Origin of the sequence: Lentzea miocenica (genome assembly GCF_033949945.1) — a bacterium.
Classification (GTDB): domain Bacteria; phylum Actinomycetota; class Actinomycetes; order Mycobacteriales; family Pseudonocardiaceae; genus Lentzea; species Lentzea miocenica.
Genome location: NZ_JAXAVW010000056.1, coordinates 1 through 19,615 on the forward strand (window position 1 = coordinate 1; position 19,615 = coordinate 19,615).

The 19,615-nt window shown below is 69.7% G+C and carries 15 protein-coding genes; 8 read left to right on the plus strand and 7 right to left on the minus strand.

The window, feature by feature from the left end:
- Positions 1–325: 325 nt before the first annotated feature.
- From SK803_RS43460 to SK803_RS43470, 3 genes are all read right to left on the minus strand, one after another.
- Positions 326–1,225 (minus strand): neutral zinc metallopeptidase, encoded by a 900-nt coding sequence (locus tag SK803_RS43460; RefSeq protein WP_319972092.1) that lies wholly within the window; start codon positions 1,223–1,225, stop codon positions 326–328.
- 12 nt (positions 1,226–1,237) lie between these two features.
- Entirely contained in the window at positions 1,238–2,347 is a 1,110-nt protein-coding gene (locus SK803_RS43465) for a neutral zinc metallopeptidase (RefSeq protein WP_319972093.1), read from the minus strand.
- Positions 2,348–2,612: 265 nt separating this feature from the next.
- The gene (locus tag SK803_RS43470; RefSeq protein WP_319972094.1) at positions 2,613–3,590 is read right to left on the minus strand and encodes a neutral zinc metallopeptidase; all 978 of its coding nucleotides are present in this window, start codon (positions 3,588–3,590) and stop codon (positions 2,613–2,615) included.
- A 375-nt stretch (positions 3,591–3,965) separates the two neighbouring features.
- Here SK803_RS43470 and SK803_RS43475 point away from each other — a divergent pair, with 375 nt between their 5' ends.
- From SK803_RS43475 to nudC, 4 genes are read left to right on the plus strand one after another with little or no spacing between them, the layout of a single operon-like run.
- Positions 3,966–5,603: a DUF2207 domain-containing protein gene (locus SK803_RS43475; protein ID WP_319972095.1), complete on the plus strand. Its 1,638-nt coding sequence runs from the start codon at positions 3,966–3,968 to the stop codon at positions 5,601–5,603.
- A gap of 10 nt (positions 5,604–5,613) precedes the next feature.
- The gene (locus SK803_RS43480; protein WP_319972096.1) at positions 5,614–6,897 is read left to right on the plus strand and encodes a M16 family metallopeptidase; all 1,284 of its coding nucleotides are present in this window, start codon (positions 5,614–5,616) and stop codon (positions 6,895–6,897) included.
- Positions 6,894–8,282 (plus strand): M16 family metallopeptidase, encoded by a 1,389-nt coding sequence (locus SK803_RS43485; RefSeq protein WP_319972097.1) that lies wholly within the window; start codon positions 6,894–6,896, stop codon positions 8,280–8,282. The genes SK803_RS43480 and SK803_RS43485 overlap by 4 nt, the downstream gene beginning before the upstream one ends.
- Positions 8,279–9,226: an NAD(+) diphosphatase gene (gene nudC, locus SK803_RS43490; RefSeq protein WP_319972098.1), complete on the plus strand. Its 948-nt coding sequence runs from the start codon at positions 8,279–8,281 to the stop codon at positions 9,224–9,226. Before SK803_RS43485 ends, nudC begins: the two co-directional genes overlap by 4 nt.
- 163 nt (positions 9,227–9,389) lie before the next feature.
- Here nudC and SK803_RS43495 read toward each other — a convergent pair whose 3' ends face one another.
- A complete protein-coding gene (locus SK803_RS43495) occupies positions 9,390–10,400 on the minus strand; it encodes a DUF2399 domain-containing protein (protein ID WP_319972129.1) in 1,011 nt (336 codons plus the stop codon).
- Between the two features lie 94 nt (positions 10,401–10,494).
- Between SK803_RS43495 and SK803_RS43500 the strand changes: the two genes are divergently transcribed.
- Genes SK803_RS43500 through SK803_RS43515 form a run of 4 tightly spaced genes read left to right on the plus strand, consistent with a single transcriptional unit; the run spans position 10,495 to position 12,848 of the window.
- Positions 10,495–10,932, plus strand: a complete 438-nt coding sequence (locus SK803_RS43500; RefSeq protein ID WP_319972099.1) for a YbaB/EbfC family nucleoid-associated protein — start codon at positions 10,495–10,497, stop codon at positions 10,930–10,932.
- Positions 10,933–10,951: 19 nt separating this feature from the next.
- The gene (locus tag SK803_RS43505; protein WP_319972100.1) at positions 10,952–11,251 is read left to right on the plus strand and encodes a type VII secretion target; all 300 of its coding nucleotides are present in this window, start codon (positions 10,952–10,954) and stop codon (positions 11,249–11,251) included.
- The gene (locus SK803_RS43510; protein WP_319972101.1) at positions 11,248–12,534 is read left to right on the plus strand and encodes a hypothetical protein; all 1,287 of its coding nucleotides are present in this window, start codon (positions 11,248–11,250) and stop codon (positions 12,532–12,534) included. Before SK803_RS43505 ends, SK803_RS43510 begins: the two co-directional genes overlap by 4 nt.
- A 17-nt stretch (positions 12,535–12,551) precedes the next feature.
- Positions 12,552–12,848, plus strand: a complete 297-nt coding sequence (locus tag SK803_RS43515) for a hypothetical protein (RefSeq protein WP_319972102.1) — start codon at positions 12,552–12,554, stop codon at positions 12,846–12,848.
- A gap of 19 nt (positions 12,849–12,867) precedes the next feature.
- Here SK803_RS43515 and SK803_RS43520 read toward each other — a convergent pair whose 3' ends face one another.
- The 3 genes from SK803_RS43520 to SK803_RS43530 are packed head-to-tail and all read right to left on the minus strand — an operon-like array spanning position 12,868 to position 19,564.
- Positions 12,868–16,905, minus strand: a complete 4,038-nt coding sequence (locus SK803_RS43520; RefSeq protein WP_319972103.1) for a TIGR02680 family protein — start codon at positions 16,903–16,905, stop codon at positions 12,868–12,870.
- On the minus strand, positions 16,902–18,095 hold the full coding sequence (locus SK803_RS43525; RefSeq protein WP_319972104.1) for a TIGR02678 family protein: 1,194 nt from the start codon (positions 18,093–18,095) through the stop codon (positions 16,902–16,904). Before SK803_RS43525 ends, SK803_RS43520 begins: the two co-directional genes overlap by 4 nt.
- Positions 18,092–19,564 (minus strand): DUF2397 domain-containing protein, encoded by a 1,473-nt coding sequence (locus SK803_RS43530; protein WP_319972105.1) that lies wholly within the window; start codon positions 19,562–19,564, stop codon positions 18,092–18,094. Before SK803_RS43530 ends, SK803_RS43525 begins: the two co-directional genes overlap by 4 nt.
- Positions 19,565–19,615: the final 51 nt, after the last annotated feature.

Genomic DNA, 19,615 nt, shown 5'->3' on the forward strand with positions numbered 1-19,615 from the left:
TCCGCCCCCCAGACCCCTGCCAATCTGATCTGGGGAGTCCTCCGCCGTGCGTGGGTTGATGGCACGCCTGTTGAGTTGGGCGGAGTTGCGTTGCGTAGGTGGTGCGGTCCGGGCGGGTCCCCGTCACAAGTCGGGCCAGAGCGCGCCACAACCAGGGAGGGATGTCAAACGGACGAAAAGCGTGTCCGTTTGACATCCCTCCCTGGTTGCAGCAAGTGCTGGGCACGACTCGTGACGGGGACCCGCCCGGAGCGCTGTTTCAAGCGTTAAGGACGCCTCGGCTTCGCCATTGGGTCGCCTCGCCTGCGGCATCGGCTGTGGGGCGTTATGCCACTTGTTGTGGTGTGGCTGCGAAGGTGTTGCAGTTGGCCGTTGAGTTTGTCTTGAAGCCTTCGGATGCCCACTGGGCTTGGTTCGCGGCGGAGCCGTGGGCGTTGTTTTCGGGCTTTTCCTCGACGGCGTACTGGAAGTCTTCTTGTGCTTGGCGCGCCAGGGCGGTGGTCACGGTGCCTCGTCCGGCTGCGCTGGTGAGGAACATGCCTGCGAAGCAGTTGGCTTGGAGTTCGATTCTGCGCGACATTTCCAGGCCTGCTGGGGTTTTCTCGCCCGCGTCGGTGATTTTGAGGTCGGCTGCACGTAGGAGGCCGGTCAGGGCTTGTACGTGGTGGCCGTACTCGTGGGAGAGCGTTGCCAGGTGGGTGGCGGGGGCGTCGCCGCCGCCGTTGTCGCGCAGGCGGCTGGTTGGCATGTAGATCGTGCGGTTGCGGCCGCAGTAGTAGGCGACGGCGTGGTCGGACTCTGGGGCGGCGCCGCACGGGCCGTCTTTGAGGGTTGGGGAAGCGTCTAGAGAAGGTTTTTCGAAGGGGAGGTTGGTTGTGGTCAGGACGGGGCCCCAGGCCGCGTCCAGGCATTCGACGCCTGCTGCGTAGTAGGCGGCTAGCTCTTTGTCGGAGACGCCGAAGGGTGGGAGGGCGCAGGTCACCTGGGCCAGCGAGGCTGGTTTGAGCAGGAACGGGTGGTCTGCCAGGCGGTAGACGGCGCGCGGGCGGATCGGGGTGGTGGGCTCGGTGCTGGGCGACGGGGACGGGGCTGGGCGGGAGCCTGCCAAGGGGTGGCCGGTCACCACTCTGGGGCGGCTCAGTTGGCCGATTCCCAGGACGAACGCGACCACCAGCACGAACACTCCCGCGAGCATCACCGGGTTGTTGTTTGCTGGTTGGGTCACGTTTGCCCCTTTCTAGGAGACGGTGCCGGCGTCTGCAGCCCAGGTGTTGCAGGCTGAGGCCTGGTTCGTCTTGTAGCCCTGGTTCACCCAGTTCGCGTTGTTCTGCGGTGAGCCGTGGTCCTTGGTCGGGTAGATGTCGTAGTCGCCTCGGTTGCCTGCGTCTGCCAGGCCCACTCTGATGACGTCGATGGGGATCGCTCCGTGTGACAACGGGGCTAGCGACATCCCGCCGAAGCAGGTTGCCTGCAGCTCCATCCGGCGGTTCAGGTCGAGGCCCTTTGGAGTATCCCACCCTCCCGCGTCGTACTGCGCGCGGTCCGAGGCTTTGAGCATCCCGGTGAGCCATTGGATGTGGTGGCCGTACTCGTGGGCGAGCTGGCCCAGGTACTTGCCGGGGTGGTTCGGGTTGTTCGGGTTGCGTTCGGCGGCGTAGGCGTTCGCCGTCCAGTAGATGCCGCCCTGGCAGTAGCGCGCGGTCTGGTCCGGGCGGACGGTGCCGCACGGGTACTGCGCGGTTTCGGTGATGATGTGCAGCTCAACGGGCTGGTACGGGAGGTTGGCTGCCTGGAGGGCGGGCTTCCACATGCTTTCGATGCACGGGAGGGCTGCTCGCAGGAACTTGTCCTGGCCCGCCGGGGAGTAGTCCATGGCGGGGAGCGGGCAGCCCGAGACCGTGTTCGCGCCGAAGTTCGGCTTCAGGAACGGGTGGTCCGCCAGGGCGTAGACGGCCTTCGCGCCTGCCTGGGTCTGCTGGGTGGACGGCGACTTGGACGACGACGGGCGTGAGGGCGGGGCTGCCGTGGTCGTGGGTGTGTTGTCCGAGGTGGTGGGCAGGGTGAACGTCGGGCTCTGCGTCGTGTAGTTCGAGTAGCCCGTGTCCTTCACCCTGTTGCTCAGGGTTGCCGCGAAGACGCCTACGGCGCCCAGGCCGAGGATCACCACGCCGCCGAGGATCAGGGCGATCATCGGGCCGTTGTTCTTCCTGCGGGGTGGCATCGGCGGGTACGGGCCGTAGCCGGGCTGGTAGCCGCCGGGAGGGGCGCCCCACGAGGGGTGCGGTGGCGGCATGACCGGGCCTGGTGGGGGCGGCGGTGGGCCGTACTGACCAGGTGGCGGGGCCATGGGCGGTCCCTGCGGTGGCATGCCGTAGGGAGGCGGCGGTGCGCCCTGTGCCGGCCACTGCCCCAGTGGTGCGGGCATGGGCGGCGGGCCGACCGGGCGTGGTGGCGGCCAATTGCCCGGCGGCGGTGGTTGCGTCATCGCCTTAGGTCCCCCCATTGGTGAGCCTGGGTCGGGTACGAGCATATGCGGAGCGAGATCATGCGTCCCCCGACCGGGCTAACGTGTCCCGTCCACCTACTTGGGACGCGCGGGGCGGGGGATCGGTTCACGAGACGTCGCCGGAGCTTGCCGCCCAGGTGTTGCAGGCCTTGATGTCGTTCTGCTTGTGGCCGTGCATCACCCAGCGCTCGTTGTTCGGCTGGCTGCCGTGATCAGGCGTGCGGGTGTAGTCGCCGCGTTGGCTCGCGTCCGACAGGCCGGTGTTCACGACGTCCATGGGGATGACGTTCTTGTGCGAGAACGGGGCCAGCGTCATGCCGCCGATGCAGGTCGCCTGGAGTTCGAGCCGGCGGTTGAGTTCGAGGCCCTTCGGCGTGTCGAACCCGCCGACGTCGTACTGGGCCTGGTCCGCGGCGCGCATCAGGCCGGTCAGCCACTGGACGTGGTGGCCGTACTCGTGGCTGAGCTGGCCCAGGTACACGCCGGGGTGGCGGACCGTCGAGCCGCCCTCGTTCGCGTAGAAGTTGCCGGGCCAGTAGATGACGCCCTTGCAGAACATGGCGGTCGAGTTGGCCTGGCGTGAGCCGCACGGCGTCTTGGTGGTGCCGGTGAAGACCTGCAGCTCGACCGGCTGGTACGGCAGGTTCGCTGCCTTCAGCGCCGGTTGCCAGGCCTTTTCGATGCACGGCAGCGCGGCCGAGAGGAACCGTTCCTCGCCCGCCGGGTTGTACTCCATCTTCGGCAACGGGCACGCGTCGAAGTCGTTCGCGCCGACTCCGGTGCTGAAGATCGGGTGGTCGGCGAGCTTGTAGATCGCCTTCGGGCCGGGCGGGGTCGTTGGCGTGTTCGACGTGCGGGTGGACGAGGTGCGCGTGGACGTCGTCGACGTGGTGGTCGTTGTCGTCGTCGTGGTTGTGGCGTCGTAGGTCGGGCTGTACGTCGTGTAGTTCGAGTAGCCCGTGTCCTTCACCTTGTTGTTCAACGTGGCCGCGAAGACGCCGACGGCACCGAGCCCGAGGATCACCACGCCGCCCAGCACCAGGGCGAGGATCGGGCCGCTGCTGCTCTTCCGGCGCGGCGGCATCACGGGATAGGGAGCGAAACCCGGTTGCGGGTGGTGGCCCCAGGTCGGTTGCGGCGGCGGCATCACCGGACGCGGCGGAGGCAACGGCGCACAACCGGGCGGGGGCATCGGCGGACGCATCTGCGGAGGCGGCGGCGGGCCCATCGGAGGCGGCGGGCCCATCGGCGGACGCATGCCTGGAGGAGGTCCCTGAGCTGGGCGGGGAGGCATCGGCGGCCCGTACGGCGGTCGTGCGGGCACGGGCGGTGGGCCTACCGGGCGTGGCGGTGGCCAACTACCCGGCGGCGGTGGTTGCGTCATCGCCGAAAATCCCCCAGATGGCGTCTGTTCGAAAGTCCGCCGGAGCATATGAGGACTCCGCTATTGTCCGCAGCCGTGTTGAAGAACTGGGGACTGGCGATCTTCGCCGCGGCCGCCTTGACGTCCATGACGGCTGTTGGCGCGCTCGCGCAGCCGCTTCCCGGCACGGTCAGCACCGAGGTGCGGATGAAGCTGGAGCGCGACTCCAAGCTCTCCGTCACCGAGACGGTCACGGTGCCGGACGGTAAGACGGTCAGGCGGACCGTCCCCTTGCGACTCGCGGTCGGCAACGATCTCGTGCGCCAGTACGAGGTCACGGACGCCAGGGTCGAGGGCACCGGCAGCGCCGACGTCAGCGGCGACCAGTTCTCCGCCACGTTCAACGGCGGGAAGTCCACGCTGACCTACACCGTCGTCGGCGCGGTCGCCCCGGTCGGTGACGCGCTGGAGGTGCGCTGGCAGGTCGCGGGCGGCTGGGACACCGAGCTCGACAAGGTCGCCGTCACGTTCTCCGCACCCGACTCACCGACGTCGGTCAACTGCCTCGCGGGCCCCGTCGGGTCGTCGCAGCCGTGCACCAGCGCGGACCTCGCGGACGGCAAGGGCGTGCGGGCGCAGGAGATCAAGCTCGGCTCCGGCGAACGCGTGGACGTCGCGATCGGACTGTCCGCCGGCGTCGTGCCGCCGAACGCGGTCGTGGTCGAGCAGACCGGGCTGGCGGCCGCGTTCGCGCTCACGCCGGTCAGCGGGATCGCGCTCGGCGGGCTGCTCGTGTTGCTGCTCGGCGGTGTCGCGCTGCTCTGGTACCTGCGCGGCCGGGACGCGGCGGCGCTCGCGAGCGAGGTCGGCGCGGTCTCCGTGCTGGTGCGCGACCAGGGCGGGCGGGTCGCGTTCGCGTCACCGGACGGCGTGCTGCCCGGCCAGGTCGGCACGGTCGTCGACGAGCACGTGGACGTGGTCGACGTGACCGCCACGGTCATCGACCTGGCTGTGCGCAACTACCTGTGGATCGCCGAGACGCGCCAAGAAGAGGGTTTCAGCCACGACTGGCAGATCGTCCGGCGCAACCCGGCCGACGCTTCGCTGTCCGGTTACGAGAAGGCCGTTTACACCGCGCTGCTGCCTGACGGCGTGGACGCGGTGACGGTGTCCGAGCTGCGCGGCCGGCGGATCGACCTCGCACAGGTCCGCGACGAGCTGTACGCGGACGTCGTGGAGAAGCGCTGGTTCGTGCGCCGCCCGGACGCCGAGCGGAGCCTGTTCTGGTGGGTCGGCATCGTGATCGCGGTGCTCGGCGTGGTCGCGACCGTCGTGCTGGCGCTGACGATCGGCAACGCGCTGTTCGGGCTCGTCGTCGCGGTCGGTGGTGTCGCGCTTGCGTTCGGCGCGCGGTCGATGCCCGCCCGCACCAAGCGCGGCAGCGAGCTGCTGGAGCACGTTCGCGGCCTGCGCGGGTACCTCCACGGGCTGACGCAGGACGACGTCCCCGAGGCCGACCGCGAGCTGGTGTTCTCCCGTTCGCTGCCGTACGCGGTGGTGCTCGGCGAGACCGAGCGCTGGCTCACGACGTTCGGTCAGCAGGACCTCTACTGGTACGGCAACTCAGGCACGAGCACGGACTTCCGGCGCAGCTTCCCCGCGTTCCTGGGGGCGCTCGACGGCGTGCTCGCCCAGGCGGGCCACCTGCGATCGCTCCGGACGCCGAACCCGTAGGCTGGCGCACATGGCCTCACCCGAACTGCACAGGTTCACGTTGCCCAACGGCCTGCGGGTGGTGCTCGCCCCCGACGCCAGCGCACCGGTCGTCGGCGTCAGCGTGCACTACGACGTCGGCTTCCGCTCCGAGCCCGAGGGGCGCACCGGATTCGCGCACCTCTTCGAACATCTGATGTTCCAGGGCAGCGAGAGCCTCGAAAAGCTGGCGCACTTCCGACATGTGCAGTCGTCGGGCGGCACGTTCAACGGGTCCACGCACCCGGACTACACCGACTACTACCAGGTGCTGCCCTCGGCGGCGCTGGAGCGGGCGCTGTTCCTCGAGGCGGACCGCATGCGGGCACCGAAGATCACCGACGAGAACCTCCGCAACCAGATCGACGTGGTGAAGGAGGAGATCCGGCTCAACGTGCTGAACCGCCCGTACGGCGGGTTCCCCTGGATCCTCCTGCCGCCGGTGCTGTTCAAGACGTTCGCCAACGCGCACAACGGGTACGGCGACTTCATCGACCTGGAGAGCGCCACGGTCGACAACTGCGCGGAGTTCTTCGACACCTACTACTCGCCGGCCAACGCGGTGCTGACCGTCGCCGGCGACCTCGACGTCGAGACCACGAAGACGTTGGTGGAGAAGCACTTCGGCGACGTGCCCGCGCGGCCGAAGCCCGAGCGCCCCTCGTTCGCCGAGCCCGCCCCGCAGGGCGAGGTGCGGCAGGAGCACGGCGACGCGCTGGCCCCGCTGCCCGCGATCGCGATCGGCTACCGCGTGCCGGACCCCGTCACCGACATCGACGGCTACCTCGCGTACCTGGTGCTCGCCGGCGTGCTGACGGACGGCGACAGCTCGCGCCTGCAGCAGCGTCTGGTGCACCAGGAGGGCATCGTGATCGACCTGAACGCCGGCTGCGGCCTGTTCGGTCCGCTGGAGGCCCGCGACCCGGACACGTTCAGCATCACCGCGATCCACACGCCGGAGGTGCCGGCCGAGCAGGTCGTCGCGGCCATCGACGAGGAGCTGCAGAAGCTCGCGCAGGTGCCGCCGTCGGCGGAGGAGCTCGCGAAGGTCACCGCCCGGTGGGCGTCGACCATGCACAAGGAGCACGACCGGCTCACGAACCGCACGCTGGGCCTCGGCTCGGCGGAGCTGCTGTTCGGCCGCGCCGAGCTGATCTACGAACTGCCCGAGCGGATCGCCTCGGTGACCGTGGACGAGGTGTCCGCCGCGGCCAAGGCGCTGCGTCCGGACGCTCGCGCCCTTCTTCTCGTCAAGCCCACCGGAGGAGCCCAGTGACCTCGGCCAAGACTCACCGAACCGCCGAGGAGATCGGTCGTACCGCGGTAGGCCCGCGTCCGTTGCCGGAGCTGGGCTCGCAGAAGGCAGCCGCTGACCTGTCCACTGTGGACACCGTGCTGCCCAACGGCCTGCGGGTGATCGCGGTGCGCCGCGCCACCGTGCCGATGGTCGAGCTGCGGCTGCGCGTCCCGTTCGCGGACCCGGCCGCGTCGAGCGTCGGTTCCGCGCACTCGGCCCAGGCCGAGGTGCTCGCGAACACCGTGCTGACCGGCACCGCGTCCCGTTCGCGGGTGGAGATCGACACCGAGCTGGCGCTGGTCGGCGGCGAGCTCGACGCCGTGGTCGACCCGGAGCGGCTGAGCTTCACCGGAAACGCGCTGGCCACCGGCCTCGGTACCGTGCTGGACGTGCTGCGCGACGTGCTGGTGAACGCCGCGTACCCGGCCGACGAGCTGGAGCGCGAGAGCGGCCGCCTGGTCGAGCGCATCTCGCTCGCCCGCTCGCAGCCGAACGTCATCGCGCGCGAGGCGTTGCAGAAGCTGCTGTACGGCGACCACCCGTACGCCAAGGAGATGCCGGAGGCCGACGAGGTCGCCGCCGTCACCCGCGACGACGTGGTGGCGTTGCACCGCAAGGCTTTGCTGCCGCGTGGCTCGGTCTTCGTGGTCGTCGGCGACGTCGACCCGGCAGAGGCCGTGGCGCAGGTCGGCGAGGCGCTGAGCGAGTGGCAGGGCGACGGCGAGGCCGTCCAGCTGCCGCCGCTGCCGCCCGTGTCCGGTGGTGACGTGCTGCTGGTGCACCGCGCCGGTGCCGTGCAGTCGCAGATCCGCCTTGCCGCGCAGTCGATTCCGCGCACCGACGAGCGCTACCCGGCGTTGCAGCTCGCGAACCTGGTGTACGGCGGGTTCTTCTCGTCGCGCCTGGTCGAGAACATCCGCGAGGACAAGGGCTACACCTACAGCGCCCGCTCGCACCCCGAGTTCACCGTGCACGGAGCGACGTTGCTGATCGACGCCGACACGGCCTCGGACGTGACGGCGGCGGCGCTGCTGGAGACCCGTTACGAACTGGCGCGCCTCGGCATGGTCCCGCCGTCGGAGTCCGAAGTGGACGTCGCCCGCAACTACGCCGTCGGCACGTTGCTCACCAGCACGTCCTCGCAGTCGGGCCTCGCGTCGTTCGTCGTGAACCTCGTCGCGCTGGGCCTCGGCATCGACTGGCTGGTGGCGCACCCGCAGCGCCTGCAGGCCGTCACGCCGGAGCAGGTGGCCGCGGCCGCGCTGGAGTTCTTCGCACCGGGCAACTTCACCGGCGTGCTCGTCGGTGACGCCGACCAGCTCAAGCCGAAGCTGTCCGCGCTGGGAGGGGTTGCGTTCCAGTGAGTTTCGACCTGGTCGGACTGCCCGCGCTGTCGCGGTTCGCGATCGACCGGGCCGAGCCGTTGCGCGGCGACGAGGAGAAGCTCGCCGCGCTCTGGCCCAAGGCGCGGATGATCGTGGTCGACACGCGGGGGCGCACCCTGGTGGCCGACCGCGGTACTCGCGTGGCGGACCGGCCGGCGACCGACTTCGGTGACCAGCCGCCGGTGAACGCTGTTCTGCTGGGTGAGCAGGACGGTGTGGCGCACTTCGCCGTGCTGATGCCCGCGGAGGACGGCGAGCAGGTCCCGGCTTCGCGGGCGTGGGGGCCGCCGGAGCTGACGGATGAGCCGCAGTGGCTCGATCTGCGGCAGGCCGGGGCCACGTTGGACGACACGTCGGCCGGGTTGTTCACGACCGCGGCGGCGTTGTTCCAGTGGCACCGGTTGGGCAAGTACTGCGCCAAGTGCGGTGCGCGGACTGTGTTGGAGAAGTCCGGGTGGACCTCGGTTTGTTCCGGGTGTGGGCGGGAGGAGTACCCGCGGACTGATTCCGCGGTGATCTGCCTGGTGCATGACGGGGCTGATCGGGTGCTGGTTGCTCGGGGGCCCGAGTGGCCTGAGGGGCGGTTCTCCGTGCTGGCCGGGTTTGTCGAGGCTGGGGAGTCGCTGGAAGCTTGTGTCGCCCGGGAGATTTTTGAGGAGGTTGGGGTTGCTGTTCGGGATGTTCGGTATCTCGGGTCGCAGCCTTGGCCTTTTCCTCGGTCGTTGATGATCGGGTTTGAGGCTGTTGCGGATCCTGCTGAGCCGTTGCTGCTCGCCGAGGGCGAGATCGCCGAGGCGAAGTGGGTGTCGCGGGCCGACGTGCGGCAGGCGATCGAGGTGCCGGGCAGCGTGCCAGGGCTTGGGCTTGCCGGTGGGGCTTCTATCGCGTTCCGGATGTTGCAGAGTTGGTCGGTGGGTTCGTAGGTTGGTTGCGTTGGGCGGAGTTGCGTTGCGTGGGTGGTGCGGTTCGGGTGCAGCAAGAGCTGAGGCACGACTCGTGACGGGACCACCCACCGGAACCTCCCGGTTCAAGCGGTTAAGAGCCTCGGCTTCGCCTTTGCTACTGCTCGCCTAGAGGTTGCTGCCGTCAGAGGAGTGACGGGAGCACGTGCTCCTCGGTGACCATCAGGCCCGTGGTGGCCATGGTGTCGGCCAGGTCCGGGTCCCAGGCCGCGGTTTCGGGGCGGGTGTTGAGGGTGGGGAGTTCCACGCCGCGGGCGATCAGGGTGGCCACGGCTTCGCGGTAGTCGGCGGCTGACATGCGCCACGGCGTGCCGCCGGTCCAGGCGAGGACTTCGTTCGTGCGGCGGATGCCGTCGGGCGTGAAGTCGTTGTGGCAGCGGACGGTTCTGCCGTTGAGGTGATGTTTGGCCTGAGGCGTGAGGCCGTTCGGGAGCACCATCAACGGGCCGGGCACGCCGGATTCGAGCAGGCGCGGGCTGCGGACGACGGTGATGTCCGCGGCTTCGAGGGTGTCGTTCAGCGTCAGGTAGCCCTGGGAGGTCAGGACCGGGTTGCTGTAGGCGTCGGGGAGGACGCCGGAACGTTCCCAGTCGGTGCCGGCCAGGGTGAGCGCCTTGTGCAGGATACGGGTCAGCGGTCGGCCGTCGTCGAGGTCGTTGCCCGCCAAGGCGAAGCGGGTCGTCCACTGGCGGGGTTCCGGGGTCAGGCTCGCGAGGATCTGCGCGGCCTGGTTGGCGATCATCGGCAGCGCCGGCTGCGGGATCTTGCCGTACCTGCGGACGTGCTCGATCCACTCGGCGGCCCACGGGGCGTGCAGCAGACCGTGCTCGCGGAGTGCGAACTTGAGCACGGCGTCCGCGGTCGGGGCTTCTTCGGTGGTGGACATGCCGATCGGCTTGCCGTGCACGGATTCCAGGACCTCTGGCAACGTGCTGCCGTGCGCGCGGACGTGTTCGTCCAGGCGTGCCAGCGAGATCTGGCGGCGCGCCGGGTGGTCGATCGGCTTGCGCAGCAACTCGCCGAGGACGGTCGCGGTGGGTGCGTCCTCGACGCGGAAGCTGAACGCGGAGCGGCCGCCGCCCTCCATCGTCTCGCGGGCGAGGCGCCAGAACTCGGCGAGCTCGGGCTGGTCCATGTTCACGCCACCACCCTAGTTTCCTGATTTGCCGTGCGCCGGTCCCGGTTCTCGGTACTCTCCGTGACGGGGAGGGAGCGCTATGACACAAGGCATGAGCCTTTTCGGAGGCGACCCGGCCGAGGTCGAGCGGAACCTGGACGAGTGGGTGGCCGGGTTCGAGCAGAAGGCGGCTCGCTACCAGGAGCTCCAGCACGAGGTCGACGACGTCCGCATCTCCGCTACCAGCCCGAACGGTGCGGTCACGGTGACCATCGACGCGAGCGGAGTGCTGGTGGACGCCAAGTTCACCGATCGCGTCCTCAACACCTCTCCTGACGAACTCGGCCGTCAGCTGCTCATCGCTGTCGGCCAGGCCAAGGCGAAGATCGCGGGCCGGGTGCGCGAGGTGGCGGAACAGGTCGTGGGCGAGGAGGCCGGTGGCCGGATCACCGGCTACTACGAGCAGAAGTTCGGCGCCGCGCCCGAGCAGCAACCACCTCCCCGCCGCCATGACGACGATGACGAGGGCTACGGCTCGGTCTACCGCTGACGATCCGGGGGGAATCATCATGGCGGGCTTTGAAGTCGCCCCAGCTGACCTGCGAGCACACGCAGGCAAGGTCGATCAGCACGCGGCCACGGTCGGCCAGGCCGTCGACGCCGCGAACAACGCGATGTCGAACGACACCTACGGCGTGATCTGCCAGTTCCTGCCGCCGCTGTTCAACGAGCTCGAGCAGACGGCGCGCGACGCGTTGCGGGCCTGTCAGCAGGGTCTCGCGTCGACCGCCGAGAGTCTCCGTGCCACTGCGACCCACTACGAGACGCACGACAACGCGGTGGGCGAGAAGTTCCAGGGCATGCGATGACCGACAACCCGCTGATCTCGAAGGAAGTGGACTCCACCGAGTGGTACACCGGCATCGGGATCGCCGAGTCGATCAGTGACCTGGTGCAGGGCATCGAGAGCGGCAACTGGGCCGACATCGGCCTCGGCGCGACCACCACGGCGCTCGAAGCGCTGAGCCTCTACATGGACCCGATCGGGTCGGTCGCGTCGAACCTGATCTCGTTCGTCATCGAGCACGTCGGTCCGCTGCAGGAGATCCTCGATCAGCTGGCAGGCAATGCCGACGGCGTCGCCGCGCAGGCGCGGACGTGGGCCAACGTCGCCAAGGCCGTCGGTCAGGTGAAGACCCAGTACGAGCGCGAAGCGGTCCAGGACACGTCGGGTTGGGCGGGCTCGTCCGGCGACGCCTACCGGAAACGGGCCGCGGACACCGCGGCGCTGCTGGGCGGCGCGGCCGAAGCGTCGAGCGGTATCGCCAGTGCCGTGGAGATGGCGGGTGTGCTGGTCGGCGTCGTGCGGGAGTTCGTGCGCGACCTGATCGCCGACCTCGTCGGACGGTGTGTGGTGTGGGCGATCGAGGCGTTGACCGTGGTCGGCGCGCCGCTGGTGGCCGCACAGGCGGCGACGGCGGCCGCGAAGTGGGCCGCCCGCATCGCCCAGATCGTCAAGCAGCTCCTGCGGGCGCTCGAGAAGCTCAAGCCGTTGCTGAAACGGCTCGACGAGCTGCTCAAGCAGATCCGCAAGAAGATGGACGAGTTCGCCGGCCGCAAAGGCGGCAGCGACAAACCGCCGAAGGACCCGAACGATCCTCCCGGCACGACCTCCGGCGGTGATCCGTTCGACGACCTGCCGAAGGCGGAGCAGGACCGGTTGATCGACGAGCTGATCGAGGACAGCAACAAGGACTTCCCGTTGACCAGGGAGAACGCCAGGGAGATCCTGCGCAACGGTCCTCCCGGCACGACTCCCGAGGTGGCAGGGCCCGGCACCGAGGGCGCGGACGTGGTGTTCCGCGACAAGGACGGCAACATCGTCGCGAGCCGCGAAGCGAAGAACACCGACGGCACCTACAACACGTTCAACGGCGAGCTCAAGCACGCCACCAAGCAGATCAACAACAACGGTGAAGTCTGGTTCCAGGTGCCGCCGGACACCGACGCCGACTCGTGGATCCGGCGCTGGCAGGGTCAGCGCACCGACGAGCAGCTCGGCAAATACGGTGACGTCGTCGTGGTCATCAGGGACTCGGCCGGCTTCGAGATCGGCCGGTACGACCTGGGCCGGCGGCTGCCGCCCAGGTGAGGAGATGAGGAGCAGACGTGAGTGAGTCAGCGTGGCTGGTCAGCGATGCCCATCGGGTGCAGCTCGGCCTCGGCAAGCCCATCCGCCGGGAGGACCACACGGTCGACCACTACTTCGACGGCTCGCAGAACTCCCGCAACTCCGAGCTGACGCGGGCGTTGTGGAAGTTCCTCGCCGACTTCGGTGACCAGCCGTTGCGGGTGGTCTTCAGCCACAGCCCCGAGTACTCCGTGACCGCGGGCTACCGGATGATCGGCAACGACGCGATGGAGGACATCGACTTCCCCGAGTACCTCCGCGACTGGCACGGCTGATCTAGCCGCGGAGGACGTTCTAGGGGTCCACCCGGTCGAGCGCCGCGCCGTCCCACGTCGTCTGCGTGCACGCGACGCCACGGCCGTTCTTGGGGCGCAGGACGTCGAAGATGTGCATGCGCGGGATCTTGTCCGAGACGCCCCAGCCGCTCGGCCAGGTGATCACCCAGTCCATGTCCAGGTCGACCAGCAGGCCCAGCATGCGCGCGATGGTCGGGTCGTCGAGACGTTCGAACGCCTCGTCGAGCAGCACCAGGCGCAGCGGGTCGAACTCGTCGCTCACCGCGTCGTAGAAGCTCGCGGCGGCGGCGAACAGCGTCACGTACGAGATCAGGCGCGTCTCGCCGGACGAGAGCTGGCGCAGTCGTCGTTCGCGCGGGTTGCCGTCGGGGCCCGTGTCGGCGACGGTGACCGTGAACTGGTGCCAGGTGCGGTAGTCGAGGGCGCGCGACAGGATCTCGGCGTAGCCGCCGGAGTGCGTGTCGCGCTCGTTCTCGATCCGCTCGGTGAAGACGCGACGCAGCGTGGCGTCCTGTTCGGGCGTGCGTTCGCCGAACGGGAGACGGACCAGCGCAAGCGCTTGCCTGGTCTGGTCGTCGAGCGCGCTGGACGACTTCCACGCCAGCTTGACGTGCACGCCCTGGCTGGACCGGGCCTGGCCGAGCACCTCGTTCATCCGCTTGGTCAGGTCCTCGGCGACGGTGATCTGGCCGCGCAGCCACTCGGCCAGGTCGCGGATCAGGTAGTCGGCGAAGATGCCCTGGTACTGCTCGTCGAGGAACCCGCGCTGCTCGGCCAGTTTCGTGGTGACCTGGCGGGCGGCGACGGCGACGGGCTTCGCGCCCTCCTCGCCGGTCACCGTCACGGTCAGCAGGCCCGCGTGCTGCTCGGCGGCGATGTCGTGGCTGCCGGCCAGCGAGGTCTGGAGGGCCTGGAGCTTGGCGATCACGGTGGCCTCGGTGCCGCCGCGGCGGTCGCCGGTCTCCGCGATCAGCGCGCGGACCGAAGCCTCGTCGCCGGAACCGTCGTTGTCGGGGAACGCGGCCGCGATCAGGCCGGGCGCACGAACGGTGGCCGTGAAGTTGGCGGCGGCCCGGTCGCGGGCCTCGGCGGCGTCGGTGACCTGCGTGGAGTTGCTCTCCAGCAACGCTTCCAGCTTCGCCGCCTGCTCGCGTGCGGTCGTGATGCTCTCGCGCACGCCCTTGAGGTCCTCGCGCATCTTCTTGCGCGACTTCTCCAGTTGGGTGAGTTGTTCGCTGATCTCCTTGGCCTCACCGCCGACCGCGTCGGTCAGCTCGGCCAGCGTGCCCGCCTGGGCCGCGTAGTCGACGCACCGGCTGTCGGCGTCGGCCTCGGCGGTCTGCCGGTCCGCGACGGCCTCGTGGTACCGGTGCGAGGCGTCGGTCAGGTCGGAAATCGTGCCCTGGCACCGCCTCCGGACCGCGTCACCGAGCAGGTCGGCCGTCCGCTGGGCTTCCGACGCCGCCGCCTGGGCCTGACGCAGGGCTTCGGAGTCCGAGGGCAGACCGGCGTCACCGGCCTGCCGGGTCAGTTCCGACCGGGCTGCCTCCCACCGCGAATTGGCGTTCTCCAAGGCATCCCGCAGCTCGAACGTGCGCTGCTGGGACCGGGCAGCCGACTCCTCGGCCGACTGGACGCGGCTGTGCTTGGCGATCAGTTCGCCGTCGCCGGGGAACGCCGCGACGTGCGCTTCCCAGGTGGCCACGTGCTCGTGGGCGCGGGCCAGTTCGTCCTCCGCGGTGCCTAGTTGGGCACGGAGGTCGGCGAGTTCTTCTTCCAGGGCGGTGATTCGGCGGCCACGGGCGGCTTCCCGTGCGCCCGCACCGATGAACTCGGCCTCGGGCTTGGTCCAGCGGCCGGTCAGCACGCCCGTGCGCCAGTCGCCGGTGGTGGTCATGTCGTCCAGCGACACCGCGCGGAGCAGGTCGGCGACGAGTGATTCCGGCACCGGCGAGCCTTCGACGGCCGGCACCAGGTAGTCCGCCAGCGAGCGTCCGTCGACCGCGGGCCTGGGGACGGCCAGGACGTCGTTCAGGTCGCTGTCCTGCGGAGTCACCCAGGCGTCCAGCAGGCCGCTGGCCTGCAGGGCCGCTTCCAGGCCTGCCCGCTCGTCCTCGTTCAGCGTCGGTGAGAAGTCCACGAGCCGGTAGAAAGGCGCGCCGGCAGCCGTGTTCCTGGCAGCCGACGTGTACTGGCCCGGCAGCGGCATCCGTTCGTTGCCCGAGCGCAGCCCGACGAGTTCTTCGTCCAGGGTGTCCAGGCGAGCGCGCAGATCGGTGCGCTGCTGCGTGAACGCGTGCGCCGCGTCGCGTGCGGCCTGCACCAATGGTCCGACCCACTCGCGGGCCGTCGCGCTCAACGCCTTCGCGGCGGCGGGATCGGCGGTCTGGGGCAACCTCAGGGCTTCCGAGGGCCGTTCGTCGAGCAGCGGGCCGCTCGACGTCCACACCTCGACCTGCTCCAGCCAGGTCTGCACGACCTCGGCGAGCTCCTGCATCTCCTGGTTGCGCAGGGAGGTGGCCTCGGTCGCGCCGAGCTGCGCGTCGCGGGCCTTCTGCCGCAACGACTCCACCTCGCGCTGCTGAGCGTCGAGCTGGATCGCCTGCTCGTGCAGTGACATCGCCAGCGCACCCCGTTGGCGGGCAAGGGAAGCGATGCCCGAGGTCTGGTCGACGACCGACGCCAGCGAGGCCAGCACGTCCTCGGTCGCGGCGGCGGGCGGCACGCGGCGTTCGATCGGCAGCGGCCCGGCCTCGGGATCCGGCTTGGCGCGCACGGAATCCGTGGTCACCGACGCCTCGGCGGCCGGGACCTGCGGCACGTCCGGTGCGAGGTCGGAGTCCATGCCCGCCAGGCGCAGGTTCTCGCGCAACGGGTCGCTCAACGCGTCGGCGGCGGACAGGTCCTCGGCAAGACGGCGCAGCAGGTGCAGCACGTTGTCGACGGACGCGTCTTCCTGGGCGCGCTGGCGGTGGGCGGTCTCCAGGGCGGCAACGGCGGAGGAACGCTTCTCCGCCACCAGGTTCTCGCGCGTCTTGAGGTCCTGGAGGTCGCGGAACGCCGGCAGTTCCTTCAGCGCGGCGATGGTCTCCTCTGCCTGCTGCTCGCCGGTCTCCATGTCGACCAGTGCCTGCTCGGACGCCGCGCGCTCCATCCGCGTGACGTCCAGCTCCTGCGTGAGCTTCGACTGCTCGCGCTGCAGCTTCGTCACCGACTTCTCGGCGGCCTCCAGCCGTTCGGACGCGCTGCGAAGCCCGCCGAACGCGTAGTCGCTGTAGGTCTTGAGGAACGTGCCGAGGGCACTGTCCGCGGAGGACAGCCGGACGATGTTCTCGCGGATCGACTCCAGGTCGTCGAACGACGTCGCGAGCTGCTCGACCATCGCCTGGTCCAGCGGCGGCAGCGCGTCGCTGAGGATCTGCTCCAGCTGGCCTTCCAGCACCTTGAGGCCGACGTCCGGGTTGCGCAGCGTCCGCTGGAGGTGCAGCAGGTCGCCATAACGCGCCGCGGGCACGCCGTAGACGGCATCGGCGATCTTCGCGCGGAACGCCGGTTCCTCGAACATGCAGTCCGCGCCGATGAGGTCACGCAGCTGCGCCGGGCCGTGCGGGACGCGTTCCGGGCCCGCGAGCTGCAGTTCCGTGCCGACGCGCATGGGCGTGACGAACCGCCACGAGTCCGTGATCGCCTGCGAGGTCTTCGACGCCTTCACGCCGAGGCCGCACGTCAGGTACTCGTTGCCCGAGTGGTCGGCGGCTTCGCGGATCAGCTCGACCCACGCGTACCCGATGCGGTTCGGGCCGCCGTCGTAGTCGTCCAGCATCAGGCGCCGGATGCTGACCGTGTCGAAGCCCTTCGAGCCGAGCTGGCGCAGGTCGCCGTCCAGGCACAGCGGCAGCAGCAGCTCCAGCGTGCGGGACTTGCCGGAACCGTTGGTGCCCTGGAAGATCGCGCGGCCACCGGAGAAGTCGAACGTCTGCTCGGTGTACTGCCAGATGTTGACCACGCCGCCGCGGTGCAGCCGCCACCTGCTCATGAAACGTTCTCCTCGTCGAACAGGGACCAGCTCGGTACTTCAGGCACCACAACGGGTTGTTCGGGTTGTTCTCGTTCGGGATCGCCGTCGGGCGACGGCAACCAGCGGTGCACGGCCGCGCTGATCGACCAGCCTTGCTCGTGCGGCACCGCGAGACCCATGCGGCGCAACAACTCCGTCACCTCGGCGACCAGCCGGTCGAGGTCGTCGGTGAACTGCTTCGACCACGCGGCAGGGTAGTCCTCGACCAGTTGAGCGCAGACCTCGCGGATCCGTTCCACCGCGACGACGTGCCGCGCCGGCGCGTCTTCCGCCTCGTCGTCGACCAGGTCCGGCAGGGCGAGCAACGCTATGCGCGCGACCGTGGAGACGCCGGGGAACGACAGGTCGGTCAGGAAGTCCTCCGGGTCCGCCGCCAGCACGCCCTCGACCCGGCACTCGGTGTAGAGGCCGAACGCCTGCTCCAGCAACGCGGTTTCCTTGCGCTGGTTGCGCCGCAGCCATTCGGACTGGTCGTCCGGCAGGTCCGCGTACAGCACCAACGGCGTCTCGACGAGCTTGCGCCGCACGGCGTGTTCGACACCGCGCGGGCCGGGGCGGGCAGCCAGTTCGATGAGGTGGGCAGGGTTCTCGGCCTCGCCGACCGGGCCCGTGACGAGCTGGCCCAGCAGGTCGGTGTCGATCGTGATCAACGCTTCCTGGGGGAGCACGTCCTGCGCGACCGAACCCTCGGTTTCCTGAAGCACACCAAGGGAGACGAGGTGGCGCAGGGCCGCGGTGAGCGCACGGCGTTCGCCGACGTCGTCCGGCGCGTCGATGCCCGCTTCGGCCGCGGCGGAACGGATGTCGGCGACCAGCCGGGACAGCAGCGTCTGGCGGCCGATGCCGGTGAGGACCGCGAGCGTGAGCGCGAGGTAGGCGTAGCCGCGCGGGGACATGGTGAGCACGCCACGCGTGTCGTCCCGGCCGGGGCCGGACTTGTAGAGGCGCGCGAACCGGCGTTCGACCACGAGCCGGTACCCGAGCAGGCCCGCGAACATGTCCTGCAGCACCACGCGGTGCCGGTAGACGAGGCTGAGCAGCTCGCCGTCCGGGCCGTCGGACCGCAGCAAAGGCCTGCGCAGCAACGTTCGGGCGCAGCGCACCACGTTGGCGGCGTCGATGTCGGAGAGGTTGTCGAAGTGGTTCATCGCTTCAGGGCCACCGTCGCGTCGTGCAGGGTGAGCGTCCCGGCGACGGACTTGATCTGCGTCGTCGTGCCGTGGGCGATCTCGAGTTTGAGGCCGCGCACGGGGTCGCTGGCCGATCCGCTGTCGTGCGGCGAGTCGCGCTGGGCCATCGCGAGCGTCAGCAGCTCGCAGAAGACCTCCAACGCGCCGTGCGTCAGCGTGGTGTTCTCCAGGTTTCCGGCGGCCTTGGTCAGCTCCGACACGTGCCGGGCGCGGATCTCGTCCGCCTCACGGGCCTCCGCGAGCAGCGACTGCTCGGTCATCGGGTCGTCGAGGATCCGGGACGGCCTGCCGCGCCCGCCCCGGTCGCCTCGGGAGCGCACGCTGACCGTGACGTCGCAGACCGGGCCGTCTCGCCACGGCGTGCGTTCGTTGTCGGAGTCGTGTTCCGGCGCGGGGGAGAGGTGGCGGGCGCTGTAGAGGCCGAACGCGGACGCGTAGATCTCGTGCGCTTCCTCGCGGGTCGAGTTGTCGAACCAGCTCGCGAGCTTCAGCAGCTCGGCCCGGCGTCCTGGCAGCAGGCCGCCGCCGGACGTGGCCCGCTTGACGCTGGCCAGGAGGCTGCCGATCGCGCGGGCTGTTGCTTCTCTGAGCGCCGTGACCTGGCTCGGGCGGCCGGGGCGGTCGACGAACCAGTCCGTCAGCTCCTGCCAGTCCTCCGGGGTGCGGCCGCGGGCGCGTTCGACGTTGAGGCCGAGGTCGGTGCCGAGGAGGCGGAGGAGTTCCGTTCGCGCCCTGGTGAACCCGGCCAGGGCTTCCGCGATCGGGGGCGTGTACTTCAGCACGTCCTCGACGACCCGCTGGATGTACTCGACCAGCAGGTTCCGGAAGCCCGCGATCTCCTCGGGCGCGAGGTGGTTCCGCGTGACGACCTGGCCGAGGTAGGCGTAGAAGTCGCGGACGGTCGCCGCGAGCTCGGCGTGCTGCAGGAACAGGGTCGTGACGCGTTCGGCGAGGAGTTCCTTGGTCTTGTCGCCCTCGTTGAGCAGGGCGACGCTGAGCGATCCGCCCAGCTCGTTCAGGCCGCGTTCGATGGCGGGGAGCAGCTCGCGGGAGACCTCGCGGGCACCTTCCGGGACCCTGAGCAGCTCGTCGACGTCCCGTTGGACGCGGACGGCGAGCTTCGAGACCTGGTAGCGCACGCTGCCGTGCTGGAACTCGGCGATGCTGGCCGCGACCACCTCGCGCCGGCCCTGGACCAGGTTGCCCCACTCGACCAGCTGCTTGAGGCGGTTGATGACGTTCTCGATGCGGCTTTCGCCCTGTTCGACCCTGCCCTCGCGCTCCTGCCCGGCCAGCGCCCCGGCGACCTCGCCCGCGCTGAGGTCCGCGAGCAGCGTGGAGGTGAACAGCCGCATGATCGCCAGGTACGTGCGCTGGTGATCGCGCGCGTCCAGATAGGCGTACAGCTTCAGCCGCTTGTGCTCCACGACCGGCCACCCTAATGCGCGCGCGTCGGCGACGCGGCGCTACCGTGCCTA

Excerpts from the sequence above, each read along its gene's own strand:
- SK803_RS43470 (WP_319972094.1), bottom strand. The coding sequence starts at position 3,590 with ATGCCGCCGCGCCGGAAGAGCAGCAGCGGCCCGATCCTCGCCCTGGTG.
- SK803_RS43495 (WP_319972129.1), bottom strand. The coding sequence starts at position 10,400 with ATGGACCAGCCCGAGCTCGCCGAGTTCTGGCGCCTCGCCCGCGAGACG.
- SK803_RS43480 (WP_319972096.1), top strand. The coding sequence starts at position 5,614 with ATGGCCTCACCCGAACTGCACAGGTTCACGTTGCCCAACGGCCTGCGG.
- SK803_RS43500 (WP_319972099.1), top strand. The coding sequence starts at position 10,495 with ATGAGCCTTTTCGGAGGCGACCCGGCCGAGGTCGAGCGGAACCTGGAC.
- SK803_RS43465 (WP_319972093.1), bottom strand. The coding sequence starts at position 2,347 with ATGGCCCCGCCACCTGGTCAGTACGGCCCACCGCCGCCCCCACCAGGC.
- SK803_RS43520 (WP_319972103.1), bottom strand. The coding sequence starts at position 16,905 with ATGAGCAGGTGGCGGCTGCACCGCGGCGGCGTGGTCAACATCTGGCAG.
- SK803_RS43510 (WP_319972101.1), top strand. The coding sequence starts at position 11,248 with ATGACCGACAACCCGCTGATCTCGAAGGAAGTGGACTCCACCGAGTGG.
- SK803_RS43525 (WP_319972104.1), bottom strand. The coding sequence starts at position 18,095 with ATGAACCACTTCGACAACCTCTCCGACATCGACGCCGCCAACGTGGTG.
- SK803_RS43505 (WP_319972100.1), top strand. The coding sequence starts at position 10,952 with ATGGCGGGCTTTGAAGTCGCCCCAGCTGACCTGCGAGCACACGCAGGC.